This window comes from Terribium retamae, from assembly GCF_022347545.1.
Taxonomy (GTDB): domain Bacteria; phylum Pseudomonadota; class Alphaproteobacteria; order Rhizobiales; family Rhizobiaceae; genus Mesorhizobium; species Mesorhizobium retamae.
The window spans coordinates 25103-49825 of record NZ_JAKREW010000020.1 but is presented as its reverse complement, the minus strand read 5'-3'; the positions used below and the strand labels follow the sequence as shown (position 1 = coordinate 49825).

At 55.1% G+C, this 24723-nt stretch carries 29 protein-coding genes; 27 read left to right on the top strand and 2 right to left on the bottom strand.

The features are described from left to right. Positions 1-54: 54 nt before the first annotated feature. The 5 genes from L4923_RS18785 to L4923_RS18765 all read left to right on the top strand — a co-directional run bounded on the left by L4923_RS18785 (position 55) and on the right by L4923_RS18765 (position 2904). Entirely contained in the window at positions 55-540 is a 486-nt protein-coding gene (locus tag L4923_RS18785) for a VRR-NUC domain-containing protein (RefSeq protein WP_239367885.1), read from the top strand. 61 nt (positions 541-601) lie between these two features. Continuing rightward, positions 602-757 carry a hypothetical protein gene (locus L4923_RS18780; protein WP_239367883.1) on the top strand — a complete coding sequence of 52 codons (156 nt, stop codon included), beginning with the start codon at positions 602-604 and terminating at the stop codon, positions 755-757. A 292-nt stretch (positions 758-1049) separates the two neighbouring features. Next, positions 1050-1247, top strand: coding sequence for a helix-turn-helix domain-containing protein (locus L4923_RS18775; RefSeq protein WP_239367881.1), 198 nt, complete (start codon positions 1050-1052; stop codon positions 1245-1247). Positions 1248-1397: 150 nt separating this feature from the next. Next, positions 1398-1952 carry a GIY-YIG nuclease family protein gene (locus L4923_RS18770; protein ID WP_239367879.1) on the top strand — a complete coding sequence of 185 codons (555 nt, stop codon included), beginning with the start codon at positions 1398-1400 and terminating at the stop codon, positions 1950-1952. Continuing rightward, positions 1939-2904, top strand: coding sequence for a hypothetical protein (locus L4923_RS18765; protein ID WP_239367877.1), 966 nt, complete (start codon positions 1939-1941; stop codon positions 2902-2904). Before L4923_RS18770 ends, L4923_RS18765 begins: the two co-directional genes overlap by 14 nt. Positions 2905-3305: 401 nt before the next feature. Here L4923_RS18765 and L4923_RS18760 read toward each other — a convergent pair whose 3' ends face one another. Next, the gene (locus L4923_RS18760) at positions 3306-3485 is read right to left on the bottom strand and encodes a hypothetical protein (protein WP_239367875.1); all 180 of its coding nucleotides are present in this window, start codon (positions 3483-3485) and stop codon (positions 3306-3308) included. A 46-nt stretch (positions 3486-3531) separates the two neighbouring features. Between L4923_RS18760 and L4923_RS30960 the strand changes: the two genes are divergently transcribed. The 16 genes from L4923_RS30960 (at position 3532) to L4923_RS18685 (ending at position 14562) form a co-directional block, all read left to right on the top strand. Then, positions 3532-3666 (top strand): hypothetical protein, encoded by a 135-nt coding sequence (locus L4923_RS30960; RefSeq protein WP_275448473.1) that lies wholly within the window; start codon positions 3532-3534, stop codon positions 3664-3666. Then, positions 3659-3976 (top strand): HNH endonuclease, encoded by a 318-nt coding sequence (locus L4923_RS18755; protein WP_239367873.1) that lies wholly within the window; start codon positions 3659-3661, stop codon positions 3974-3976. The genes L4923_RS30960 and L4923_RS18755 overlap by 8 nt, the downstream gene beginning before the upstream one ends. Positions 3977-4172: 196 nt before the next feature. After that, positions 4173-4565 (top strand): hypothetical protein, encoded by a 393-nt coding sequence (locus tag L4923_RS18750; protein ID WP_239367871.1) that lies wholly within the window; start codon positions 4173-4175, stop codon positions 4563-4565. Further along, on the top strand, positions 4531-6432 hold the full coding sequence (locus L4923_RS18745; protein ID WP_239367869.1) for a terminase large subunit: 1902 nt from the start codon (positions 4531-4533) through the stop codon (positions 6430-6432). The genes L4923_RS18750 and L4923_RS18745 overlap by 35 nt, the downstream gene beginning before the upstream one ends. Beyond that, a complete protein-coding gene (locus L4923_RS18740; protein WP_239367867.1) occupies positions 6433-7731 on the top strand; it encodes a phage portal protein in 1299 nt (432 codons plus the stop codon). It begins immediately after the preceding gene. Further along, complete coding sequence (locus L4923_RS18735) at positions 7728-8351, top strand: HK97 family phage prohead protease (protein WP_239367865.1); 624 nt, start codon at positions 7728-7730, stop codon at positions 8349-8351. Before L4923_RS18740 ends, L4923_RS18735 begins: the two co-directional genes overlap by 4 nt. A gap of 95 nt (positions 8352-8446) precedes the next feature. Further along, positions 8447-9724: a phage major capsid protein gene (locus L4923_RS18730; RefSeq protein ID WP_239367863.1), complete on the top strand. Its 1278-nt coding sequence runs from the start codon at positions 8447-8449 to the stop codon at positions 9722-9724. Positions 9725-9775: 51 nt separating this feature from the next. Continuing rightward, on the top strand, positions 9776-10150 hold the full coding sequence (locus L4923_RS18725; protein ID WP_239367861.1) for a hypothetical protein: 375 nt from the start codon (positions 9776-9778) through the stop codon (positions 10148-10150). Next, the gene (locus L4923_RS18720; RefSeq protein WP_239367859.1) at positions 10150-10377 is read left to right on the top strand and encodes a hypothetical protein; all 228 of its coding nucleotides are present in this window, start codon (positions 10150-10152) and stop codon (positions 10375-10377) included. The genes L4923_RS18725 and L4923_RS18720 overlap by 1 nt, the downstream gene beginning before the upstream one ends. Then, complete coding sequence (locus tag L4923_RS18715) at positions 10337-10870, top strand: head-tail connector protein (protein ID WP_239367857.1); 534 nt, start codon at positions 10337-10339, stop codon at positions 10868-10870. The genes L4923_RS18720 and L4923_RS18715 overlap by 41 nt, the downstream gene beginning before the upstream one ends. 9 nt (positions 10871-10879) lie before the next feature. Further along, positions 10880-11293, top strand: coding sequence for a hypothetical protein (locus L4923_RS18710; protein WP_239367855.1), 414 nt, complete (start codon positions 10880-10882; stop codon positions 11291-11293). Between the two features lie 4 nt (positions 11294-11297). Then, positions 11298-11636: a head-tail adaptor protein gene (locus L4923_RS18705; protein ID WP_239367853.1), complete on the top strand. Its 339-nt coding sequence runs from the start codon at positions 11298-11300 to the stop codon at positions 11634-11636. Further along, a complete protein-coding gene (locus L4923_RS18700; RefSeq protein WP_239367851.1) occupies positions 11636-12091 on the top strand; it encodes an HK97-gp10 family putative phage morphogenesis protein in 456 nt (151 codons plus the stop codon). The genes L4923_RS18705 and L4923_RS18700 overlap by 1 nt, the downstream gene beginning before the upstream one ends. Further along, positions 12084-12491, top strand: coding sequence for a DUF3168 domain-containing protein (locus tag L4923_RS18695; protein ID WP_425530972.1), 408 nt, complete (start codon positions 12084-12086; stop codon positions 12489-12491). Before L4923_RS18700 ends, L4923_RS18695 begins: the two co-directional genes overlap by 8 nt. Positions 12492-12732: 241 nt before the next feature. Next, positions 12733-13179, top strand: a complete 447-nt coding sequence (locus L4923_RS18690; protein ID WP_239367847.1) for a phage tail tube protein — start codon at positions 12733-12735, stop codon at positions 13177-13179. Between the two features lie 1023 nt (positions 13180-14202). Next, a complete protein-coding gene (locus L4923_RS18685) occupies positions 14203-14562 on the top strand; it encodes a gene transfer agent family protein (RefSeq protein WP_343303610.1) in 360 nt (119 codons plus the stop codon). 196 nt (positions 14563-14758) lie between these two features. Here the strand turns inward: L4923_RS18685 and L4923_RS18680 are convergent, their stop codons facing one another. After that, positions 14759-15082 (bottom strand): hypothetical protein, encoded by a 324-nt coding sequence (locus L4923_RS18680; protein WP_239367843.1) that lies wholly within the window; start codon positions 15080-15082, stop codon positions 14759-14761. Positions 15083-15130: 48 nt separating this feature from the next. On the opposite strand from L4923_RS18680, the gene L4923_RS18675 reads away from it, so the two are divergent. The 6 genes from L4923_RS18675 (at position 15131) to L4923_RS18650 (ending at position 24681) form a co-directional block, all read left to right on the top strand. Then, complete coding sequence (locus L4923_RS18675) at positions 15131-18079, top strand: tape measure protein (protein ID WP_239367841.1); 2949 nt, start codon at positions 15131-15133, stop codon at positions 18077-18079. A 1-nt stretch (position 18080) separates the two neighbouring features. Further along, entirely contained in the window at positions 18081-18767 is a 687-nt protein-coding gene (locus L4923_RS18670) for a hypothetical protein (protein ID WP_239367839.1), read from the top strand. Positions 18768-18838: 71 nt separating this feature from the next. Beyond that, positions 18839-19450, top strand: a complete 612-nt coding sequence (locus L4923_RS18665) for a hypothetical protein (RefSeq protein ID WP_239367837.1) — start codon at positions 18839-18841, stop codon at positions 19448-19450. After that, on the top strand, positions 19450-19845 hold the full coding sequence (locus L4923_RS18660) for a DUF6950 family protein (protein WP_239367835.1): 396 nt from the start codon (positions 19450-19452) through the stop codon (positions 19843-19845). The genes L4923_RS18665 and L4923_RS18660 overlap by 1 nt, the downstream gene beginning before the upstream one ends. A 14-nt stretch (positions 19846-19859) precedes the next feature. Next, positions 19860-21956: a phage tail protein gene (locus L4923_RS18655; RefSeq protein WP_239367833.1), complete on the top strand. Its 2097-nt coding sequence runs from the start codon at positions 19860-19862 to the stop codon at positions 21954-21956. Between the two features lie 52 nt (positions 21957-22008). After that, positions 22009-24681: a NosD domain-containing protein gene (locus L4923_RS18650; RefSeq protein WP_239367831.1), complete on the top strand. Its 2673-nt coding sequence runs from the start codon at positions 22009-22011 to the stop codon at positions 24679-24681. Positions 24682-24723 lie beyond the last annotated feature (42 nt).

Here is a 24723-nt window from a genome sequence, read left to right as displayed (position 1 = left end):
CTGTATAAGACACCACGGACAAATGGATAAAAGGTCGGCCAGGGAGACAATCACATGACCAAAACCACCCGACAGACGGTCCGCATAAATGGTGTCCGCACCGTCCTCACGACGCGCAACGGGAAGGTCACCACCAGGCCAGCCGACCCGAAGGAATGGGAACTGCAGGCGGCACAAGTGCAGGCCCTGCGTGCGCTGCCGGAATACGGCAGGCTGTTCCTGCTGGCTGGTGACCAGAACAGCGCTAAGCGCGGCCCGCGTGCACAGGTAGAGGCAACGGCGGCAGGTATGACGCCGGGTGAGGCCGACATGCGAATTTATCTTACCGGTGCCCGGATCCGGATGTTTGAGAACAAAGTTGGCAACGGCAAGCTAAGCCCGGCACAAGTAAGCAGGCACGCAGCGCTCGCTAAGATTGGGCACACTGTCGAGGTTGTGCGAGCCACCACCAAAGCCGAAGCGGCAAGCAAGGCGGTTGCTCTTGTGCGGGGTTGGTTGGCTGATAATGATAACGAAAATAATTCGACAAAAGCAGCGTAACGCTATTGCGCTAGTAACGCTTATGCGCTATATGTATCTCAACAACGAAGGAGATACGGAAATGACCAAAGAACAGACCCGCCGCGTTATCGAAGCGATCAGCGAATGCGAACGAATTCTTGCTCGTGCGCGCTCCTACATGGAGCATAACCAGGACAAGGCGCTTATCGCCGCATACGAGGCGCAGAAGGAAAAACTTCAGGGGATGTTGGCGTGAGACAGTATGGGAGCGACGACGTCGATTACTCAACGTGGTACACGCCGTGGATGAAACAGTTAGCACGCTCCTATTCGCGCGACCAACTTGAGCGAAGACTTGGTAACAACCGAAGCGAAGCGCCAAAAGCCGGAAAAGCACATCTGCGTGCCATTAAGTCTTCATCGTCAATGGGCAGCCAGTCCATGCGACGAGCACATGGGCGGAACGTTGTCGCGGCCGTTGGTGATGAAGCCATCGCATTGCGTGGCGCTCTTGAGATTCACGACCTATTTCCAGAAGAAGCGGCCACATGACACCCGCCACCTTCAAAGAAATCAGGCTCCGTTTGGGAATGACCCAAGCGGAGCTTGCCGCATTGTTGGATTACGGCTCGCCAATGCGGATTAGCGAATTCGAACGGGAGACGAACCCGCGTCCAGTTCCGCGCCTGCTGACGCTTGTAATGCAGGCGCTAGATAGCGGTTGGCGTCCAACCAAACTGGAATAAAAGCCGCATAAAGCATATATTGTGTTATGCGGCAGTGCCGCACCTATATTTAGTGCCTTGCGTTTATAAGCCAGCAGATGCACGGGGATTTTATTGCGGAACGAACCATACTTCAATTTGCACGGAGGCGGACCCGGAAGGGCGCCATCAATGACAAAGGACTTCCGTGCGCCAGGAGGCGTTGTGGCAATGGATAGGTTTCACGATACGGACGCAATTCATCTGGCGGAAGCACGACGTCGATTGGCTGCTAACGACAATCGAAAGGTAATTTCGATAGGGCCACGCAATCCGCAAAATAGCGGAATTGCTGAATTGAGAGCGCTAAAATCACTGACCTCGACGGCAAGTGAGATTCTTACCGTCATGAAGGCTGCCGTCTATGTGATTGGTGTATCTGATGCAAAATGCGTGAAAATTGGGAAGGCAACATCACCGGCAAAGCGATTGGCTACATTACAAACTGGCAATCACGAGCCGCTATTTCTTCATCGCGTGTTTTGGGTGCCAACGGTTCGGGAAGCGGACAGGGTGGAGAAGCTAGCGCACGAATATTCCGGAACAGACAGCATTCGACTTGAGGGTGAGTGGTTTGAATGCTCTCCATATCAAGCTCATAAAAGCATCGAAAGGGCTCTGGATCATTTCGGCTCGCATTATTGCGTTCTTACGCCAGCGCTAGAGGAAGTTTATGACGCAGCCTAAATTCAAATCATTTGCCGACGCTCTTACTGCACAAAACACACCACAAGCAGCCAACGACAACAAACCCACCAAGAAGCCAGAACTTCGTTACCGCGGTACGCTGCCTGCGCTTAGGTGGCTATATGACAACCATCCGGAATTGGCTGAACCGGTAGCGGAAGCCGTGCAATCGCTCTCAACCAGCAATTGGGATGTTGAGGCTGGCGACGATTACCTGGAGATACGCCCCACCATTGGCGAGCTTTTGCGGGCCGTTGTAAACAAGCATACAGGTGAGGAATATAGGCCAGAGGCGAAGCGCGATAAAGACGGCAACGCGTATATTCAGTTTGGCGAGTTAAAGTTTGTTAAAGGCCAGCTTGTCGAATACGGGAAAACCAAGAAAGGCCGCAAGCTCACTCCTCGTGATAAAACAAGAGCACGAACTGACGAGCCATCTAAAGCACGCAATCCGCGCTTCTACGTGTTCAAGTTAAGGTCAACCACTCCTTCGCCATTGCACGCCGAACCGTATCAGCGTCCCTTTAGCGGTGAGCCAGCATTGCCACCTATGTACGATCCGCAAAGGGGCGTAGAGACGACGCGCGCTACACTGCAAGCCTTTGGCGTAGATGGTTCAGTAAAGTTTGAAGATTTGCCGTTTCCTGCTACGCGCTGCCCAACGGCAATTGCCAAAGGCGCAGAGTTTCTTGGAGGTATTGCCCAACCAAGCGGCAACTCGTCATCTGGCGCCGTCAACCTTGGTGAATTGCCGGAGGCGCCGAAAGGCGAGGTGCGAAAAATTGTTGAGGATATCGCATCAGGCGCAACGCTGAAGGATATTGGTGAGCGGATGGGGTACGGCGGCAGCAAATATGCGATTGAGGTGGGCCGCACGGCTGTCAAAGGCGCTGCTGTGACGTTGGTAGCGGCCAACGACAACAATTTTCGCAAAAACCGCAAAGCGGCCTGACTTTACCGCCGCCCCGCAACGTATGTCTATGAAGGGGCACGTTTGCGAACATAGCTCCCGCTCGGCAGGTGACTAGCCGGGCGTAACTATAGCGACAGTCAATCTGGCTTTGCCACGGGGTTAGGCTTTACGCCGACCGCTGTCGTTCTATCCGCCTTGGCGCGCTACCTCCGGCGCGACTTGGCGTTTCAGCGGCGGGTTGAGCTTAGCGCAAGTGCAGGCTCCCCGCCGCTATCGAATTATGCTAGCAGCAATAGCCACGGCGCAGCGTGACAGAGTCTGGACGATTGTTGATCCCGAAAAAGTAAGGGCTTGACGCGCTAGACCGCTTCAGTGAGGCGCGACACTCAATACTGCGGCGGACGTGGGTTCGAATCCCTACCGCGCGCCGTGGCTATCTTTCAATCCGGCTTATCCCTTAGCGGCTTGAGCTTGTGCTTGAACACCTTCTTTATCGCATCCTCCTGGACAGGGATCGGATACGCATAGCCAGGGAATTGAATTCGAAATTCCTTTTCGGCATCCACCCACACAACAGTGCCACGGACCAGGACTTCGTCATATTCGGCGATATCTGGCATTGGAGCTCCTTTTCCGTCAAGTCTACACTACCACAAGGACAGCATCATGCAGGCTAAAGCCGACTTCATGCGACTGTATTCAGCAGTGATGGCATGTAATGGCGTCAAAGAAACCACCAAAGATGAGTGGCGCAGGCTGCAGGCTAAGTTCGGTGGTGGGTTCTGGAGTATCTTTGGCTAGACCCGACCAACGCAGTGCCGAAGCTGCTGAGTACCGACGCTGGTATAAGCTGGCCATCTGGTGCGGCAAGCACGGTCTACGTGAACAGCAGTTGATGCGACAGCCACTGTGCGAGCGTTGCCTTGTCAGTGAGACGGTTGAGCCTGCTACCGTGGTCAATCACCGCATCAAGCACAACGGCAATTGGGAGTTGTTCATCGATCCGAACAACCACGAGTCGTTGTGCAAGCCACACCACGATAGAGACGCGCAGCTTGAGGACAAAGGCAAGGTTGTCTTGCAGTTCGATGCCAGTGGGTGGCCCCTCTGACTAGGACTAAATGCCTATGTGCAGTGCAGCATCATTGCGCATCGCAACAAGTATGGTGCGCCGCAACATCAACGTGTTGCAAAAATGTCACGACAAAAAAGGGGGGGGGTAGTTGCAGGTCTGCAACACCTCAATTCCCCGGACCGGCGTGGGCCCAAAGCGCACACGATTTCAATTCAAAATATGAGGGTCGACTGTGGCCAGAGCGAGAACGCCGAAGGCCAAGGCGGACATAACTGGTCAGTCGGTTAAGCAGAAACGAAAGTTCGACGCACGCAAAGAACCAAAGGTTCTGGCCGGGGTTGGGGAGCCATACGAGTGGCTCAGTGATAACGCAAAGAAAGCGTGGCGAGAAATCGCGGCGGAAATTCCGTGGCTCAACCAGAGTCATCGTGGGTTGCTTTCTGTTGCCGCAAAGCTCCGTGGTCGAATGATGGGTGACTCTTCGAACGGCGAATCCGACTTAGGCATTCAGGGCCTAAGCCTGTACCAGGTGTGCCTCGGCAAGATGGGAGCAACGCCGTCCGACGCGTCAAAGGTAACGCTCCCAAGCAATGACGAAGACGACGAAGACGACCTCGACGACTAGTGCACTGGAAAGGGTTAGTGCTTATGCGCAGGCTGTACACGACGGCGCTATTGTTGCTGGTCCTCATGTTCGCAACGCCTGTCGCAGGCATTTTGACGACTTGGCAAAAGGCGAAGCTCGAGGAGTTTATTGGGATGACACCTCGGCTCGCCGCGTATTCAACTTTTTCGAGCGCAAGCTACGCCTCTCAGAAGGCCAATTCGACAATCAGCCGTTTGTCCTGCAGCCAATGCAGGAGTTCATTCTAGGTTCTATTTTCGGATGGAAGCGGGCGGACGGTACGCGCCGCTTCCGACGCGCTTACATCGAGGCCGGTAAAGGGTGCGGCAAGTCACCACTCGTTGGTGGCATTGGTCTGTACGGGCTCGTTTACGACAACGAGCCGGGTGCGCAGATTTATGCTGCAGCCGCGACGAAGGACCAGGCATCCATTTTGTTCCGCGACGCCGTGAAAATGATGCGGCAGTCGCCGGACCTTGTGAAGAAGATTAAGCCGAGCGGCGGATTTGAGCGCGAGTACAACCTGGCGCACCTGAAGACCGCTTCGTTTTTCCGACCAATGTCGAAAGAGGCTGGGAAAACAGGCTCCGGATTGCGGCCGCACTTCGCGCTCTGTGATGAGGTGCACGAACACCCCGGCCCGGAAATCATGCGAATGCTGGAGGCGGGCTTCAAGTTCCGCCGTCAACCGTTGTTGATGATGATTACCAACAGCGGGAGTGATCGCCTTTCCGTTTGCTGGCGCGAACACGAGATGGCCTGCGCTGTTGCGGCCGGGACACAAACACCAGATGAGACGTACGAGTACGTTGGCGAGACGTGGCCTGGCAGTGACGAACTATTTTCGTACGTTTGTGCGCTAGATAAGGATGACGATCCTCTAGAAGACGATTCTTGCTGGATGAAGACCAACCCCCTCATGGGGGTGACGGTAAGCAAGGAATACATCGCCTCGCAGGTTGCGTTTGCGAAGAACTTCCCGTCAGACGCACCCGGCATTTTGCGGCTTTATTTTTGCGTTTGGACGGATGCTCATTCGTCGTGGATGCCTCGTAAGACCGTTGAAACGGTAATGCGAGACTTCAACGTCAGTGAGAATGAAGGCAAAAACAAACCTGTATTCCTTGGCGTGGATCTTTCGTCACACAAGGATATGACGTGCGTCGCGTATGTCCTGCCGACTGGCCACAAGGAAATGGAGCGCCCGGACGGAACCAAGTTTCTGGCGCCAACATTTGACGCTTGGGTGGATAGCTTCACTCCTGCTGATACGCTTAAAGAGCGGGCTGAGGCGGATAAGGCACCGTATTTGGAGTGGGCTGCCAAGGGATATCTGACACCAATTCCAGGCGAGCGAATTCGCTACGACTATGTTGCCTATAGCGTTCTGCAGGCATCCAAGAAATTCGACATAAAGGCGGTCGCATACGACCAATACGCCTATGCTGAATTCATGGAGGAGTGTGGCGCGCTTGGTCTTGAGTTGACGCACCGTAATCACCCTCAAGGTGGCTTGAAGCGCAGCAGGCCGGACGAAGCGCTGGTTGAGCAGGCCGAAGCGGAGGGGCTTCCGGAGCCTGGCGGCTTGTGGATGCCTGGATCAATCCGCGAGGTTGAGTCGCTTATCGTTGACAGGCGGATTCGTCTTAGATCGAACCCACTCGTCATGACTGCACTGATGGCGGCTACATTCAGCAAGCCGGACGCGCTTGGCAACAAGTACCTAGTCAAGTCATTAGCGCACAGGCGTATCGATGCGGCGGTGGCACTCTGCATGGCAGTAGGCGCGGCTTTGGACGGTGCACCAGTGCCGGTAGTGGCCACATCCCCATGGGACGACCCGAATTTCAGCTTAAACGGCGGATAAATGAAGATTTTAGGCTTTGAAATCCGCCGAAACGGCTCGGATTCGCCGCAAAACACGACAGAACGGCGTAATTCCATCGAAAATCCGACAGTGCCGGTTAGTTCTGAGAACTTTCTGGCATTTTTCGGCGTTCAGTCGGCCAACCTGCCGGCCGTGACGATCGACAGTGCGTTGTGCGTTCCGGCAGTGTTGGATGCGGTAAGCTTCATGTCTAGGACGTTGGCGGCTCTGCCGTTCCATGCCTACCGCAGTACAAAAGATGGGCCGATTAAGGTTGGCGGCAAGCTGCAAACCGTCATCCACGACGCCCCAAATGAAACGCAGGGTAGTTTTAAGTTCCGTCAGTATTTTTGGCAGCAGGTTTTTACCGGTGGTCGCGGTCTCGCCTGGATTGAGCGTTCAGCGCAGGGCGTAGAGGCCATTTGGCCTATGGACCCGACTAAGACGGTCGTTAAGCGTATCAATGGCCGCATTAGCTATCAGTATTCCAGCCCAACTGGCACAAGGGATTATGACGCCGTCGACGTAATCGATATCCCCTTTATGCTCAAGTCTGATGGGCTTAAGCATTATGGGCCAATATCGCAGGCGGCGAAGGCCATTCAGCTTGCGCTTGCGATGAACGACTACGGCAGCAACTTCTTTGCTGGCGGCGGCGTTCCTCCTTTGGCGCTTGAAGGCCCGCTTCCGGCTGGCCCTGAAGCCATGAAGCGCGCTCAGGCGGATATCAAGCGATCGGTCGATGCGGCGAAAGATGCGAACGAACCGGTCTTCCCGATTCCGCCTGGATACAAGCTATCCCCGGTAGGTCTTGACCCCGCCAAGGGGCAGATGGTCGAGGCCAGGCGCTTTCAGATCGAAGAAATTGCGCGAGCCTACCAGCTACCGCCTGTTTTCCTGCAGGATCTGTCGCGCGCGACGTTCTCTAATGCAGAACAGCAAGACTTGCATCTTGTGAAGCACCTTGTCGGCCAGTGGGCCAAGGCGCTTGAAGATGAGATGAACCTTAAGCTGTTCGGGCGCGGAAATTCAAGCCGCTACGTCAAGCACAATCTGGACGGGCTGCTGCGCGGCGACTTCACGTCGCGAATGAACGGTTACGGGCAGGCCGTGCAGAACGGCATTCGCACACCAGATGAGGTGCGCGAGCTTGAAGACCTACCAGCTAAAGGCGGTCCGGCTGACAAGCTTTACATACAGGGGGCGACGGTGCCCCTTGGCTCTCAACAGGTTGTGGCTGCTGGAGAGCCGGCAGCTAATGACAACCAAGCAACGGACGATGAGGCGCAAGCCGCATGACAGACTTTGAGAAGCGCGGCGGCGTCCACGGCGTAGAAACGCGGGCCGACGACGGTAAAAAGACGCTAATTGGCTATGCCGCTGTATTCAATAGCGACACCACCATTGGCGATTATTTCATTGAACGTATTGCGCCAACGGCTTTTGACAAGGCCATTAAGGGCGATGTTCGTGCACTGGTAGATCACGACACCGGGCGGGTGATCGGGCGCACAAAGAGCGGCACTCTTAGGCTGGCAGTTGATGAACGTGGCTTGCGCGTCGAGATTGACGTGCCTGATACGGCGGACGGTCGCGACCTGTGGACGCTTGTTGAGCGTGGCGACATTAGTGGAATGTCGTTCGGGTTCCGCGTTACTAAACAGGAGTGGGACGAAACCGGCGACTTGCCCAAGCGCACAGTTCTTGAGGTCGAGCTTTACGAAGTGAGCGCGTGCGCGTTCCCGGCTTACGACGATACCGAGCTTGGTATGCGTGACCTCAATAGCGCACGCCAGGAAGCCGAGGCGTTGGCGGCGGAGCGCGACAAGCGTGCCAAGGATGCCGCTGCTGCAGCTAGGCGCGTTGCAGAAAAACGCGCCACAATGGAACAGAAGATTCGGGGCATCCGGCAGGGATAACCCGTAGTCACCCGGCTTAAGCCGGAGGGCAGGCTAACCCTGCCACTTATTGCTGGCCGCCTTAGCGGCCTTTTTCATATCAATAGGTATATTTGATGTCTCTGAAAGAACTTCAGGACAAGCGCTCTAAGCTTGTCCATGACGCCCGCGAAGCTATGGGCGAAATTACCAAGAACACCGACGAAGCGCGTTCGGCCGAACTCGAAAAGCGCCATGATGATATCATGGTGGAATTCGACAAGATCGAAAAGCAGATTGAGCGCGAGGCTCGCCTTGTTGCCGCCGAAGAGCGCATCAACAAGGCCGCAGAAGAAGAGCGCAAGGCCAAGCGCCCGAATGGCTCCGACACCGAGCAGCGCGCCGTTGTTGAAGGCGACAAGCCGGAATACCGCGAGGTGTTCTACCGCTTCCTAGCTGGTGGCGCCGATCTTGGCGAGCTTGACCCGGAAGAGCGTAAGATTCTGCGTGCCGGCCTGACCAAGGTTGACGCTGAAAAGCGTATTCAGACCGTTGGCACGACCACTGCCGGTGGCTACACGGTCCCGACCGAGCTTGCAAACTTCATCGTCCGCTCCATGAAAATGTGGGGTCCGATGTACGATGAAGACATCTGCACGACCATTACGACCTCCAGCGGCAACCCGATCAAGATCCCAACCGTTGACGACACGTCGAAGTCTGGCGGCCAGCACACCGAAGGCACTGCGCTGACGGATGATGGTTCGGAAGACGCAACGTTCGGCCAGAAGTCGCTTGACTCGTATGGCTACGACACCGAATTCGTCAAGTTCTCGCTTGAGCTTGCCCGCGACTCCATCTTCAATATGGAATCGCTGCTTGGCTCGCTGCTTGGTGAGCGCCTTGGCCGCATCGCCAACACGCAGCTTACGACCGGTGACGGCACTGGCGATCCGAATGGTATCGTTACGGCTTCCTCGCTCGGCAAGACTGCCGCGGCTGCTGCAGCGATCACTTTTGACGAGGTTATTGACCTGATCCACTCGGTTGACCCGGCTTATCGCCAGTCGCCGAAGGTTCGCTTCATGTTCAACGACCTGACCCTGGCTGCGCTGCGCAAGCTGAAGGATGGCAACGGTCAGTATATCTGGACCATGGGCAACGTGCAGACCGGCGTGCCGGGTAACATCCTTGGTTACAACTACAGCATCAACCAGGCCATGGCGAACATCGCCACCGGCAACAAGACGATGCTGTTCGGTGACTTCGGCAAGTACTTCGTCCGCAAGGTTGGTTCGCCTCTGATCGGTGTTCTGCGTGAGCGCTTCTGGCCTGACCTGGGCATTGCCGGTCTTATCTACCTCGACGGTGAACTTGGCGATACCGCAGCCGTCAAGCACTTGATCCAGGCTTAATTTTTCTAGGGGCGCCCGCAAGGGCGTCCCGCTCTTTCTGGAGAAATTGCTATGGCTGATTTCAGCACAACCGGTTACCGCAACTCTGACGGCGTGATTGTCACGCAGGGCCAGACTGCCGTAACTCAGGCGACCAGCATCACCACCGGCGTTACCTGCAATGCCTATACAGGCGTCATTACCACGGTCAGCCAGACGGTTGCCGCTGGTGCGGAAGCCGAATTCACTGTCACCAACAGCAAGGTTGCTGCCACCGACGTAGTTGTGGCTTGCATCAAGACGCACACCTCTGCCGGAACGTTTGACGTTTCCGTGTCCGCCGTTGCGGCAGGTTCTTTCAAGCTGCGACTGACTAACCTGGACGCCTCCGCTGCAGGCAACAACGTTCTGGTTATCAACTTCATTGTTTTGAAGGCTTCGGCATAATGCAGGTAAGAATGCTGGTTGGCATTTCCGGCCCGCATTATCTGCTTAACCCTGGCGATGAATATCAGTTCCCAGCCGATGAGGCTTTGCGCCTCATCGAAGCTGGTTTTGCAGTGCCGGTTGTCGAGACGACGATAGAGACGGCTACGCGGATTCCGGATGCAGAGCGTCGGGGGAGAAAGCGCAATGTGGCTGACGCCAAAAGTGGTGACGCCGCCAACGGTTGAACCTGTTTCGCTGCCAGAGGCAAAAAGACATGCCAGGGCGGCTGATTTCAATGACGATGACGATTACCTTGAAGACCTGATTGCGGCCGGCCGGAACCACGCAGAAGGATATTGCGGCGCCTTCTTCTCGCCATGCGACGTCGAAGTTTCAGCAACAGATTGGTGTGACTTCAATCATGTGCCAACCGTGCCGTTGGGTGACGTAACATCGATTGAATATGTCGACACAACGGGTGCGGTGCAGACCGTAAGTGCCGATGTGTACGAGCGGCGCGACAATGCCATTGTTACTAAATATGGTAAGCAGTGGCCACCCATTCAGATTGGTTCTCTTATTAAGCTTACCGCTACAGTGGGATTCGAAGACTGCCCTAGTGCGGTAAAGCATGCAATGCTTCTGTGGATTGCAGGGGCATATGAAAAACGTGAAAGCGCAGCGTTGGACAATTGGACAACGATGGACGCGCTTCTTTGCAATCATCGATATTACTAGGAGGCCGACTTGGCCGATTTGACGATTACCGCGGCGAATGTGGTCGCCGGCTCCAACGCGCGCACCGTTCACGGCGTTGCTGGCGTTGCCATCACGGCTGGCCAGGTCGTGTATTTGTCGCCAACTAGCGGCAAATATGAACTTGCGGACACCGACTCGGCGACTGCCGCGGTGCGTTCAGCACATGGGATCGCACTAAATGGTGCGGCACTAAACCAACCGATCAGCGTCATTACCGAGGGTGATGTGACTATCGGTGCGACCATCGAGGCGGGCACCGCCTATTACCTGTCCGGTACGGCTGGTGGGATTTGCCCAGTGGCTGACGTTGCCGCAGGCGATTATCCGCTCATTCTCGGCATGGGCAAGAGCACTACTGTGCTGGCTGTGAACATCCAGTATCCCGGCGTCGTAAAGGCATAGGCTAATGGACGCTGGGCGTCTGAATAGGCGCCTCCAGTTCTCCAAACGGCAGGACCAAGACGACGGCGCAGGGAACACCAAGGGAACTTGGATCCCACAATTCGAGTGTGCGGCCGGCATCAAGCGCCTGAAGTCTGGCGAGGGTGTCTTGGCTGCGCGCCTTGAGGCCAAAGAACAAATCATCGTCACGGTGCGCCGTAGCGCCAACACCAAGCAAATCACACACGAGTGGCTTGCCGAGGATATGCGCAGCGGTGCCGTTTACATGGTCAAGGAAGAACCGCGCGAAAGCGACGATCGGGGATTCTTTGATTTCCTGGCAATGAGTGGTGTGGCAGCCTGATGGCTCAAGCGACGTCCGACCGGCTTGGCGGCAAGTTCAAGAAAATCCGAACGAAGGCTAAGGCTGCCGCCGTTGCTGCATTGAGGCAGGGGGCATACGAGATTGCAGAATTGCAATATTCGCTAGCTCCTGTCGATGACGGCGATTTGCGTAACAGTATCGAGGTTACGTCGCCGGGTGAAATGACGCCGCCTTATTCTCAACCAGGCGGCAGGCAAATAGCCCGCGAAGGGCAGTTCCTGATCACGGCCGGCAACACGAAGGTGCGGTACGCACATCTGGTTGAGTATGGCACTGCACCGCATGTAAATGCTGGTCAGTTTCCAGGCACATTAAATCCAGGCACTAAGGCGCAACCCTTTTTCTGGCCGGGGTACAGGGCTTTGCGTAAGCGCGTTAAGTCGCGAGTGACACGCGCCATAAATAAAGCCGTAAAGGATGGCGCCGGTGGATAGCCTGGAAGAACTGCAGCGGCTACTTTACGCAACGCTTAAGGCGGACACCGCGGTAATGGCGATTGCGGGCGGCGTGTACGACAACGTACCGACCAACCCATATGCTGGCAAAACCGCATATATCTCTTTCGGTCCAGTCGACACGAACGAAGACGACGCCGAGTGCATCAACGGCCTAACCATTACGGTTCAAATTGATATTTGGTCAAGTGCGGTTGGGGCGGTTGAGACAAAGAAACTCGTTGGCGCCGTCCGCAAAGCATTGCACCGCAAAGCGCTAACGCTGACCGACAATGCGCTTGTCGATATTTGGGTTACGGTTACTCGGATCATTCCGGATCCTGCCGGTATTGACCACGGCATTGTCACCGTGTCGTGCATGATAGAGGAGCCGGCTTAGCCGGTCTGTTATCACCATAGCATGGGCCATTTTTACGCGCCGCTTCGGGTTCGATCGGCGCCCTAAGCATGCCATTGCCTTCGACATACAGCCGAAAGCAGAGCCGCAATCATGGCCGCGCGATGTGATCGACGCGGCGGTTGCAGCGGGAGCCGCCAAGACGTGCCGCCCGCCTAAGAAACTGAAATCAGAAAATACTATGGCCGCTTAGTGCGGCCTTTCTTTTGAAAGGACGAGCCGCATGGCTAAAGCGGTCACCGAGAAATTTGAAGAGCTTATTTTAGACATTGAAACCGCACCGGGTAGCGGTATCTATGCTCCTGTTTGTGGCCTTATCGATTGCACGATTACGCGCACGGCCAACGTAGACACGGCCGAAGTGCCTGATTGCGCAGACGAAAGTTTGCCTCTGAGCGTGGAACGCCAAGTGCGTTCAATTGAAGTAACGGTAAGCGGCACTGGCGTGTGGGCACGCGAGAGCCAAGATATGCTTAAGCAGTGGTTTTATAGTTCGGCCACGAAAAATATTCGCGTACGCGATACCGCTGCGGCGTCTGGTGATGCCGAAATTGAGTCTGGACCGGCGCTGCTCACCACGCTTACGAACACTCGTACGAAGGGGCAAAAAGTGTCTTGCGAGATAGAACTGGCCTTCGATGGCCAGCCTACATTGACGGACAAAGCCTAGACTAGAATAAATAGGCTCTAAAGCCTATATTGTGTATTGCCACGGCTAGACCGGCCAGTCGAAGAGCGCCCATCCAGCGCCTGCCGTGGCACCACATGGATACGCAAGAGGGAAACTTGCAATGGGCGAATTTGTTTATGCTGGTGACGCAGGACTGTTCAGGTTGTGCGATTGTTGCGAAACAATCAAACTCGTGAACTCATTCCGACCGAAGCACAACACGTGCAGGCGCTGTATTAACTCTGAGAGGCGGAGTAAACGCGGCACCAGGGCGATTAGTTGTGTCGAGTGCGGTATTGTCGTTTCTCCAGCCACGTCCCGTCAAAAATATTGTGAAAATTGCTCAGTAGAAGTCATAAAACGGCGCGGCTGCAAGGGCGGGCACAAGCCTCGTGTTTGCTTAGAATGTCTTCGTGATTTCATACCAGACTCAAGCGCTCAAAAATACTGCTCGATAGAATGCCGAAACACCGACGAGAACAGGAAGATTCGCGAAAAAACCATTGAGCGCGGAGGCAACTCGCTTGGTGCGGTCTTTTCATGTGAATTGTGCGGACAAGACGCTATTCGGAAAAGTCCATTTGCTAGGTTTTGCGAGGGCTGTCGGTCTGAAGCGAGAAAAATTGGTCGGGCTAATTGGCGGATTAGAAATCCCGACAAAATACGCGAGCGCAAAGCGCGATATCGGAAAGACCCGCGTAATCGCCTTGACAACCGCATGGGATGCGCAATTTGGCAATGTCTTCGTGATGAAAAAGGCGGCTGGAGGTGGGAGTCTCTTGTCGGGTATACGCTTGACGAGTTAATGCGCCATTTGGAATCTCAATTTGTCGACGGGATGTCTTGGTCCAACATGGATGAATGGCACGTTGACCACCGGATTCCGAAATCTTTATTTCAATACGAAACGCCTGATTGCCCTGATTTTAAGCGTGCATGGGCGTTAACAAATTTGCAGCCGTTGTGGAAGCTTGACAACCTTAAGAAGGGTGCCAAGCGGCTATATTTGGTTTAGGGGGAAGAGTGGCTAAAGGCGTAGAACTTACGTGGTCCGGAGGGGAACACGAGTTCAAATTGAATATCGATTTGCTGCGCGCGCTTCAAGAGCGCTGTGACGCCGGCCCCCAGCACATCTTCAATCGTCTCGGTACCGGTGAGTGGATGGTGGACGACATCACCTCTACGATTCGATTGTCGTTGGAGGGCGGCGGCCTTGAGAAGGAAGAGGCCCGCAAGCTGGTTAAAAAGCACGTCGAAGACAGGCCGCTTGTTCTTTCCGTGCTGACGGCGCGCCTTGCTTTGGCACACGCTCTTTTCGGTGACGAAAACGAAGAAGAGGGCACCGACCAATCGGGGGAAGTGAAGGCGGTAGTGGCGGACTGAAGCCACTACCGCGTGGAAAAATTCGCTGGAGCAGTGTCTACAAATGGGCAGCCGTATTGCCAACGCCAGTTGGGCAGATGACGCTATGGGAATTTGCAATGGCCCAGCGCGGATTTAACGAGGCAAACGGCAAGGCAAAGCCAGTTGGCGGCACCATTAGCGATGATAGGCTCGCCGAAATGGGTATTGTAGGTTTTTAGTCCCTGCGCACCGATTCTAAGAAACAGTCAACCTTATTGGCGATGATGCGATTTGACATCGTCGCCCTTTGATTGGCTGTCTCACCAGGCTCCAGATTGGCGACATAAACCGGCACGGAATCTATGCGCTGGCCGTCGCTGTCGCGAAACGTGCAGTACATAAATGCCGACTTAATGCGCGGCCCGGCAAGGTTATAGACCGAGAGATCGGCCGCACCTGCAACAATGCCTGTTACGTTTATTGCAACGCCGTTCGTTGTGGTTGCCTGCGCGTTGGTTGCTGCCAACGCCGCGAAGCCAAGCATCAATATCTTTTTCATTGTCGTGACGCCCCGTTAAGCGCGCACCTATAGCACGGAATTCTGCGCATGGCTACAGACCTTGAACGATTGATAGTGAGCCTGGAAGCCAGGACCAAGTCATTCGAGAACGCGCTTATCAAAGCCGACAAGGTAAGCCAGCAACGCCTTAAGAGCATTGAACGCCAGTTCGCGCAAACAAATAAGAAGCTAGAAAAGGGCTTGTCGTTTGCTGGATTGAGTGGGTCGCTTAAAGGTGGTGTCGGCGCCATTATCGGCTCGGCGGCAGTCAACACCGTAAAGAACTACGCTGATGCTTGGACGGAGGCGGGCAACAAGATTGCCGCGGCGTCTGCGGTAAGTGGCAGGTCTGCGCGTTCCCTTGATGACATAAACAAGATTGCCACAGATACGCGCTCTGGCATTACAGAAACCGTTGACCTTTACGCTAAGCTTTTGCGATCCACCAAGGATGTCGCGAAAAGCGAGCAGGAGGTGGCTACCGCTACTGAAATCGTCAACAAGGCATTCAAGGCGGGTGGCGCGTCGGCTAGCGAACAGGCTGCCGGCGTGCTGCAACTTAGCCAGGCGCTTGGTAGCGGTATCTTGCAAGGCGATGAATTGCGGTCTCTGCGCGAGAACGCGCCGCTTATCGCGCAGGCGATCGCCAACGAATTCGAGACCACAATTGGCGGCCTCAAGCAGCTAGGCGCAGACGGCAAGCTAACCGTTGACCGGGTGTTCAAAGCCATCCTTGACGCCAAGCCGCTCATTGATCGGGCATACGGTTCGACCAACGCGACGATTGCGGAGGGCATCTCGCTCGTAAACAACTCGCTCACCGCATTTGTCGGCAAGCTGAGTGAAGTTTCTGGTGTTGGTGGTGAGGTTGGCCGGTTCCTTGGAACTGATTTGGTCAACGCGATTGACAGCCTGTCGAAGTCGCTCGAGGCTCTTCAGGGCGGTGGCGGTGCTGGTTATCTTGGCAAGGTTGCCGAGGCGCTAAACACCATCAACGAATACGCCCAAAAGTTGGGCGGCGGCATCGGTGATGCGACCGGTCTTTCAAGCCTCGGTTCCGGCCTGTCCGGTTCGCTTGGGTCCGGAGACCTTTTGAAGGAACTGGACGAAGCCAAAGACAAAATTGACAAGCTCTTTGATCGCCTGGAGAAGGCAGCCAAGGCCGGCATCGTCAGCGACGTTCAAATCAAGCAGTTTCGCAAGCTGCGCCAGCAGTTGCGTGACGGCACGATTGATGCAGACGGAGCGAGTAAAGCGATTGCCGCTATCGCAGGCAACAACCCCGGTCTTTCGGAGTTGGTCGGCAAGTTTGACGCCATCATTGCACGCGTTCGCGAGCTAACCGCGGAATCCAATAAAGCGGCCGCAGCCACGGCAAATATTGCCGGCGATGCCGTCACTGCTGGCTTGAACACTGATGACCGAGCCGATTCGCGCGCGTTCCAGAAGAACGGCAAGGACTACGGCGACTTCATAGCGGGCCGCAACGCTGACGCGCAGCGGACAGATCTGCAGAAGGAAATTGATGACCGCGCCGACAAGATAATCAAGGCGGCCGGCGAGGTTGGCGTCGCGATTACTGAGGCCGCCGCCAAGATCCAGGCTGCGAAGGAAATTGCAGCCGAAAATCTTGTTAAAAGTACAAGCGTCAGCGTTTCGAGTGCGGCTGAAGTCATCAAGCAGTTTGAGGGGTTCATTTCTCGGCCGAAATGGGACGTAAACGCGTTCCGCGCTGGATACGGATCCGACACAGTAACGCTTGCTGATGGCTCTATTCAGAAAATCACGCAAGGCATGTCGGTCTCCGTTGCCGACGCAAACCGTGACCTGGTTCGCCGTATTGGTGAATTTCAGGATACCATCAAGCGCCAGATTGGCAGCGACACCTTCAGCAGCTTTGATGAGAAACAGCAGGCCGCGCTAACGTCGATCGCCTACAACTACGGCTCGCTGCCGCAGCGCATTGTGGATGCGATCAAGACCGGCAACCAGGCAACGATTGTACAAGCCATCCGTGGCCTTGGCGGCGACAACGGCGGCATCAACCGCAATCGTCGCAACACCGAAGCCGATATGTTCCTTGGCGGGGCGCCCAGCGGCGTACAGGACGCCGTAAAGAACGAAGATCGCTTCAATGAGCGATTGAGCGACATGCAGTTGCGCATTGACCTTCTGAATAAGGAGGCTGCTGCGCTTGGCTTGGTCAATCCGCTTATCAACGATTACGGCTACGCGCAGACCAAGGCAGAGATTAAGCAGAAGTTGCTTAACGATGCCATGGACAACGGCATTGAGATTACGCCGGCATATGCCGCCAAGATCGATGAGCTTGCCGAGAAATATGCGCGTGCCGATGCCAGCCGCGAGCAGATGCAGCAAGGGGTCCAAAACCTCAATCAGCAAATGTCGCAGTCGTCGGCGTTCGGCAAGGACTTGCTAGGCGGGTTTATTCAAGACCTAAAAGACGGCAAGTCGGCTTCCGAAGCACTTTCGAATGCACTGAGTAAGGTAGCTGACAGGCTGCTGGATATTGCCCTGAATAGCTTGTTCGATGGTGGTGGCCTTGGAGCAACGCCAGGCGGCGGCATTTTGGGTGGGTTGTTCTCGTTCCTGTTTCCGTTTGCCAATGGCGGCATTGCCAAGAACGGCAAGCCACAGCCACTTAAGAAGTTTGCTCGAGGCGGTGTTTCAAAGACCGCGGCAATCTTTGGTGAGACCGGGCGGGCTGAAGCTGCTGTGCCGCTGCCGGACGGCAGACGCATTCCGGTTGATTTGCGTGCAAGCCAAGCCATTCCGCAGAAGAACGCGGACAGCAGCAACATCAACGTCACGGTAGGCGTGTCAGCCGATAACAACGGCAATCTGATGCCGTTCGTTGAAAGCGTGTCGAAGTCAACGGTGCGCCAGGCTGCGCCTGCCATCATTCAGGCGTCGACTAAGAACGTCCAGAAGAACTTTCCTGGCATGATGGCCAACGCTCAATCGAGGACTGGATAACGTGACCATAAGATGGCCGGTGCACGTCTTGCGGCCGCGCGATGTGTTGTTTGAGGTGTCGCCACGAACGTTGGCGGCACCAGCCTCGGTGTCGGGGGCGACTCAAACGGTTGCCTCAGACGCGGGGCTCTGGAAGGCAACCTACAGCAATTTGATCATCCGTGAGCGCAACCACGTGTTGGCGTTCCGGGCGATCGCAAATTTGCTGGAAGGTAGGTTAGGATCGATAGTCATCCCGCTTTGCCGCGCATATCAGCCGCTGCCGGATGGTTTTACGTCAACCGAAACTGCTGCGCTGTTGGACGGCGTTCCGCACTGGGACGACGCGCCGTTTGGCGACGACTCGGAATATGAGGGCGGCACCATGTCGGTGGAGCTGTCTTCCGGCATTTCTGCGCGTGCTGTGTCGGCGAATATCGTTGTGAACTATGGTGGCACGATAGAGCCCGGCCAGCACTTTTCTATTGGTGAACGGCTCTATCGTGTGCGCACGATAACGTACACGACTCCCACGACCGCCGCCATAACATTCCGCCCCCCGCTGCGGGAAGCGGCGGCTGCCGGAGCCATACTGGATTTTGACGATCCGGTTGTTCGCGTTCGCTTGGCGTCTGACGACGCGATGGATTTGGATTTGTCCGGTCGGCGTTTCGCCAACCCCTCCGTGAGCTTTATCGAAGATGTATAAACCAGACAAGAAGGCTATTCGCGCCTGGGGCGCATTGATTGAGGCCATTCTAAGAAAATAAGCGGTAGCGCATGTCCTTTTTCACAGCCGACCAGCTTGCGTTGCTGTCGGGGCGGAAAGTCATTGTCGACTTTCTGGTTGAGATGCAATTCCAAAGCAGCACTGTGCGCCTGTGGAATGGTTACACCGACCTGGTATCGGGTGGCTTTACTTGGTCCCCTCTTAAGGGCGCCGCGGCCATTGACGGGCTTGGCGTGTCGGGCGGTACGGTATCGGAAAGCGTAACGTTCACACTCAATGGCTTGCCTGATCAAGCAAACGACTTGCTTGGACTTGCTCTAGCCGAAACGCCAGACGTCGACCAGCAGTTAGTCAAGGTCTATCTGCAGCTTTTCGCTGGAGATGATCACCCAACAGTCGAGGCTTGGAACCCGGTCGGATCGCCACTCGCGGTTTTTTGGGGCTTTCTCCAACCGCCAAAGGTTTCGCGCACGCAAATGGGCGATACACAAGGCGCAGTGCAGTCAATTTCGATTACTGCGGAAAACGTCTTCTTCAATCGGTCGAAGCCGCCTAACGGCAGATTCACCGATCGCGACCAGCAGACGCGCCATCCGGGCGACAAGTTTTTTCAGTTCACGCCCAACCTGCTTTTTAAGACGTTCACATATCCGGACTTCTAATGACTCTTGACGAGTTTTTGGCGCGGGAGGCGGCTAAGCCGTTCGCGTGGGGCCTAAACGACTGCACCATGATGTGCGATCGGTGGGTGCGACTTAAGTGCGGTGTGTCGCCAGTTGCGGCTGGCCCCATCATTTATGGCGACAAGGGTGGCGCGATGGCGATCTTGCCGCACCTGCCGCTTATTATGAATGCAGCTATGCGCCGCGCAGGGCTTGTCAAAACAGCCAGCCCGCAACGCGGCGACGTCGGACTCGTGGATGTCGGTGAGCGCATCGGTCCGGCCATCCACGCTGGTGGTCATTGGATCACCCGCCACGAAGACGGTTTTTTTACAGCGCCACTGGCGAACGTTTGGAAGGCTTGGCGCATATGCGATTTTGGCGCAACAACGTAACTGGCGACAGCCGTATGGCTGCGATGGGTGCCACAAAGACAGGATTTATTGAGGGTCTTGTATTTGGGTTGCTAACGTCAAGCTCTGCAACGATTGGTTTGGCCGGATCCGCTCTTGCGATTAGCACTATCACTGGACTTGTGACTGGCGGACTGGCGGTTGGCTTAAATCTTTTAGCTTCATCGCTATTCAAGCCGCAGTCTCCAAAACCCGAAGACGTACAGCAATCCGTTCGCCAGCCATCGCAGCCACGAGCGCGCCACTACGGCCGCGTTAAGGTGTCGGGCCCTTGGGTGTTTGCCGAGGGCAAGGAGGGGTCTTTCTATAAGATTCTTGCCTTGGGGCAAGGGCCGATTGATGCAATTGAAGAATTCTGGCTTGATGACACGCACGTCACGCTCGACGGAAATTCAGACGTTATAGAGGGAAGATGGATAGGCGGCGACGGGTCACTTGTAAATATCCAAAACCGCTTGGGTGGAGCATCCGAGACTGTCTACAGCCACATAGCGGCTGCATTTCCCGAATGGACCAGTGCCCATAAAGGCAATGGAGTTGCGTCATTGGCAATTCTTCAGCGCCCGGTCCCTGCCGAGGATTTTCAAGGCTGCTTTCCAAACGGCATTAACACCAATTACCGCGCTGTGTTGCGCGGATGCCTGGTTTTAAATCCGGTGACCGGTGTGTTGGCTTGGTCAGATAACGGCGCCGCGGTAATTCTGGATTATATGAAGCACGGCGACGGCATGCGCTTGCCATCTTCGATCTTCAATACGCCCCTGGCGTTGGCCAAGTGGCAAGAGTCTTACACAAGGTGCGCGCAAGCTATTACGCTCAATGCCGGAGGCACAGAGCCGCGGTATAGGCTTTGGGGCAGCTACTTCCTTAATGAGCGTCCGGCCGATGTTCTTGGCCGAATGCTGGCATCAACGGACGGCAGGCTATACCCCACTTCGGATGGGGGGCTTGCACTGGATATTGGCGCTTGGTCTGAGCCAACCGTCATCTTGGACGCCGATGCAATCATTGGCTTCAATGACGTGGCGCGCGGCCGCGATGTTACGACGACCGCCAACGTCATTCGGTCGACTTACCTTGGTCCCGACCAAGATTACCAAACCACTGATGCGGATCCGTGGATTGACGAGGCGGATGTATCAGCTCGCGGCGAGATAGAGCGTGATACGCCTTTTATCATGTCGCCGTCTCACTCGCAGACGCGCAGACTAATGAAATTGGATGCATACAGAGCCAATCCAACTTGGGTTGGAGCATTCCAATGTAATTTGCGAGGCTTGGCGGCGCTGGGTGAGCGCTTCGTGCGCATCCAGTATCCTCTATTCAACATCGATGAGGTGTTTGAGGTCCAGGATTTCCGCTTTGACATTGCGGAAGGAAATCTGCTGCAGGGCGTGACGCTCAACGTGCAGTCGATGCCATCGGCAGCATATCAGTGGTCTCCTGACCAAGAGGGTGTTGCACCAGTTAGAGACGATACCGTTGTTGATAGAACGATACCGGATCCGACTGGCTTCAATGTTACGATCACTCGCAAAACAGTTGCCGGTTCGCCTGTACCTTATGCAAGCTTATCGTTTAGTGCGCCACCTGTGGCTTCGCTTAAGGTGCAGGCACGTGGTAAGCGCACGGCCGATACGCAATGGATACCAATTGGTGTTCAGGATGGAGCAACAAGCGCCGAGAGTTTTGCTCTCTCCGATGGCGAGCAATATGAGTTCCAGATTCGCCATGTTTCAGCATCGGGTAAGCCGGGCGACTGGACTTCCAGCATCGTCATAACGCCAGTAGCAGACACAACGGCACCTGGTGTTGTAACAGGAGTTGGCGGCACCGGAGGTGCAGGACAGGTTGCGCTGACGTGGACGGCACCCAATAGCGCGAACTATCACGCAACGAATATCAGGCGCAACACCGTCAACAACGAAGGTACTGCAACGCTGGTGCGTACCGAGTATGGCGCACCATCTACTGCTGACTCTTGGACAAACACCGGGCTTAGTGCCGGTACTTACTATTACTGGCTTAAGGCGCGCAATGCGTCGGGCGTGGAGTCGGCCTCGGTGGCGACAGGCGCCAAGACCGTAACCTGACGGTAGCGGCCCGCCAGGCAACAGCACACAATGAGCATGAATGGAGCTTGGCTTGGTCGATCTTGCCAACGCGATTTTTCGCGACTTTGAAACTGATGGCGTACCGTCTTCGGGCACGCACAAGCCAAGAAAGCCCAAGATTCGAGAGTGGGGTACTTGGCTAGAGGCTATGGTTTCAGCCGGTCTCTCTTCCGGTAGTAGCGCAATCTACGACACCCGCGCAAATCTTGAAGCGAATCTGGTTTGGATTGCCAACACGCTCGCCTGGGTCGTGGCTGACCCCGTTGTCGCAAATAACGGCATCTATCGCAAGATTGGTGCTAGCGGCACGGGTTCATGGGTTCGTGTTGCTGACTTACCATACAGCTTCATTCGTCTTAACGATGCTGGCGCCGGAACTGCCAACGCCATCATAGCCACGTCCAGCCTGCCGCTGCCGGCTTCGCCATCTGCTGCGTTGCTGGTAATGAATGTGTTCGAAGCGAACACCGGAGCGGTCACGATCGCCGCTAACGGAGCGTCTCCAAAGCCGCTTGTAACAAATACAGGCAATGCGCTTTCTTCTGGCTATTTGCAAGCCGGGATGTTTGTGGCCTTCCTAGACGACGGCACTAACTTCAGGCTTTTGACGGATGTGGCAAGCGCTGCCATTCAAGCGGCAGCAGAGGCTGCTGCAGCGGCGGCACAGGCTGCCGCCTCCTCAGTTCAGTCACCCAAAGCGACCATTGCCCAAGTTCAGTCGGATACCCCTGCGAGCGATCCTGATTACTACATCGTAGCCTTTTACGATTCAGCGCAGCAATCGGGCAGCGGGTCTATCCTGAAGAAGGTTGTATCAGGAGGGTCGTTTCAAAACGGGAACGGCACACGCTACGAGGTAACAGATCCATGGTTACGGCCCGAACAATTTGGCCGGATCGGTGTCAGCGCAGCCGGTGATACATCTGCTTGGGTGGCTATGGTTGCAGCGGCAAATGCCCGGGGTGGAGACCTGGTAATCGAGCTTTCGCAATCCACTTATCAGATTATTGGAACGGCTGTCGCCTCCACGTCCGATCCTCAAACTTTCCATAACTTCCGATCGATCTGGATAAGAGGGAAAGACGGCGTTGAAGTTTGGCAGAAGAATTCTCTGTCAAAGACACTTAAGTTCATTTCTACGCCATATTCCAGCACCGGAAAGGTGAAGGTCACAGGTGTGACTCTGGTTGGTTATGCGCAGACAAGGATTAACGCGGGACAATCTCCGCTGCTGCCAGGAGGTGAGATCGATTATGAATCCTCAAGCCTCAATGATGTTGCGGGAATCTACGCGGACAGCCTTTACGAACTATTTATTTCTCGTTTAACAACCCGGAACCATGCGGGGTGCGATGTCGTTTGTTTCGGTGTCCTGAATGTAACCATCCGCGACTCTGATTTTGTGGGTCTTGGCCCTACTTACATTCGGCCTGAGATTGACGGAAATCAGGGCAATGGCTCGGATGCCGCTATCTACTCTATCCCCAAATTCGACGGGTCTTACTACAACCCAAGCAATACGACTGCATACAAATCCCGCCTCGACGTTTGCAACTGTCGCATCAAGTGGCACGCCATCAGCTTGCGCACCATTATGAATGATGTGCTTCTCCTGCACGATAACTACTTTGGGGAGGCTCCGGGGCAACATCAAGTATACGATTCTGACAGTGACGGGCACTCTGTAATCGGCAACACCTTCGATACTTGTCGCCAGATTGGCTACAAGATGCAGTTTGAAAATCTCGCGGGATTTTACTACGGACCAGCCTGGGCAACGGCGACGGCCTACGCCGTTGGCGATATCGTCCGCTCCACTTCGATCCTGTTTGTTTGCAAAACCGCGCATACGTCTGGCGTATCGTTTGACAGTACCAAGTTCAGCATTCATCCGAGGTTCCGTCGTCAGGGCGCGGTCATTCAAGGAAACAAATTCATCAACTGCGGTTACGGCGGAGGTTCGGGTATCAGTTCGGTTGCGGCGTCCGGTGTTAACGGGCGCAACATCTGGGCGGAAGGATGGGTGATCAAGGGCAATGACTTTGATCGTTGTGATAGCGCGATCCGCTGCGACCGATTGCGCAAATCCACCATTGAAGGGAACTCGATAAGGAACGTAAATAGAGGAATTTGGACCGGCTGGTTTGGCGGAACTATCAAAGGAAATTCTGTCTACAAGGCGGCGCTCAACGGCCTCTTCGGCAGCATTTCCAACCACACTGTGATTGAAGAAAACAAGATTTGGAATTGTGGTAAGTCGGGTGTTGGTTCAGACCAACAGTCGCCTGTGCTTTACACTGCTTTTGCAGATGGAAACGGCCCCCCATTGTTCGAGGCAACGCCAACCATCTGGTTTAGCCGAAATGCCATTGGGTTTGATAATGATGACGGTGACAGCGTTCTGGATGCTGTTGGGCCTTATCTTGCTTGGTTCTCCGACACAAGGCTTCGTCTAGAAGTAGTCCAAAATTACGGAACAACGTCCACGAAGCTCTATCGGGTAGACGGCACGATAACATACTTGTTGGGCAACTCATTCCCTGGCTATTTCAACACGGCGCAAAATGAACCGACATGGACATTGAACAATGAAACGACGTCCTTCACCCTGGATCCAACCACGGCAACGACAAAGCAGGTGGCTGATGTTGTTGCAACGTTGCTCAATGTCTTCTCCGGCAAGCGCTTGAATAAGACATTGTAGTCTGTCGGCAGTGTTGCAAAACCTTCGGCGCGATCATAAAAG

Bases quoted from the DNA above. Each gene is read 5' to 3' on its own strand.
- L4923_RS18660 (WP_239367835.1), top strand. From the start codon at position 19,450: ATGACTCTTGACGAGTTTTTGGCGCGGGAGGCGGCTAAGCCGTTCGCG.
- L4923_RS18745 (WP_239367869.1), top strand. From the start codon at position 4,531: ATGACGAAGACGACGAAGACGACCTCGACGACTAGTGCACTGGAAAGG.
- L4923_RS18725 (WP_239367861.1), top strand. From the start codon at position 9,776: ATGGCTGATTTCAGCACAACCGGTTACCGCAACTCTGACGGCGTGATT.
- L4923_RS18765 (WP_239367877.1), top strand. From the start codon at position 1,939: ATGACGCAGCCTAAATTCAAATCATTTGCCGACGCTCTTACTGCACAA.
- L4923_RS18730 (WP_239367863.1), top strand. From the start codon at position 8,447: ATGTCTCTGAAAGAACTTCAGGACAAGCGCTCTAAGCTTGTCCATGAC.
- L4923_RS18740 (WP_239367867.1), top strand. From the start codon at position 6,433: ATGAAGATTTTAGGCTTTGAAATCCGCCGAAACGGCTCGGATTCGCCG.
- L4923_RS18705 (WP_239367853.1), top strand. From the start codon at position 11,298: ATGGACGCTGGGCGTCTGAATAGGCGCCTCCAGTTCTCCAAACGGCAG.
- L4923_RS18720 (WP_239367859.1), top strand. From the start codon at position 10,150: ATGCAGGTAAGAATGCTGGTTGGCATTTCCGGCCCGCATTATCTGCTT.
- L4923_RS30960 (WP_275448473.1), top strand. From the start codon at position 3,532: ATGCAGGCTAAAGCCGACTTCATGCGACTGTATTCAGCAGTGATGGCA.
- L4923_RS18780 (WP_239367883.1), top strand. From the start codon at position 602: ATGACCAAAGAACAGACCCGCCGCGTTATCGAAGCGATCAGCGAATGC.
- L4923_RS18680 (WP_239367843.1), bottom strand. From the start codon at position 15,082: ATGAAAAAGATATTGATGCTTGGCTTCGCGGCGTTGGCAGCAACCAAC.
- L4923_RS18775 (WP_239367881.1), top strand. From the start codon at position 1,050: ATGACACCCGCCACCTTCAAAGAAATCAGGCTCCGTTTGGGAATGACC.
- L4923_RS18665 (WP_239367837.1), top strand. From the start codon at position 18,839: ATGTCCTTTTTCACAGCCGACCAGCTTGCGTTGCTGTCGGGGCGGAAA.
- L4923_RS18655 (WP_239367833.1), top strand. From the start codon at position 19,860: ATGGCTGCGATGGGTGCCACAAAGACAGGATTTATTGAGGGTCTTGTA.
- L4923_RS18675 (WP_239367841.1), top strand. From the start codon at position 15,131: ATGGCTACAGACCTTGAACGATTGATAGTGAGCCTGGAAGCCAGGACC.
- L4923_RS18690 (WP_239367847.1), top strand. From the start codon at position 12,733: ATGGCTAAAGCGGTCACCGAGAAATTTGAAGAGCTTATTTTAGACATT.
- L4923_RS18770 (WP_239367879.1), top strand. From the start codon at position 1,398: ATGACAAAGGACTTCCGTGCGCCAGGAGGCGTTGTGGCAATGGATAGG.
- L4923_RS18760 (WP_239367875.1), bottom strand. From the start codon at position 3,485: ATGCCAGATATCGCCGAATATGACGAAGTCCTGGTCCGTGGCACTGTT.
- L4923_RS18785 (WP_239367885.1), top strand. From the start codon at position 55: ATGACCAAAACCACCCGACAGACGGTCCGCATAAATGGTGTCCGCACC.
- L4923_RS18715 (WP_239367857.1), top strand. From the start codon at position 10,337: ATGTGGCTGACGCCAAAAGTGGTGACGCCGCCAACGGTTGAACCTGTT.
- L4923_RS18700 (WP_239367851.1), top strand. From the start codon at position 11,636: ATGGCTCAAGCGACGTCCGACCGGCTTGGCGGCAAGTTCAAGAAAATC.
- L4923_RS18735 (WP_239367865.1), top strand. From the start codon at position 7,728: ATGACAGACTTTGAGAAGCGCGGCGGCGTCCACGGCGTAGAAACGCGG.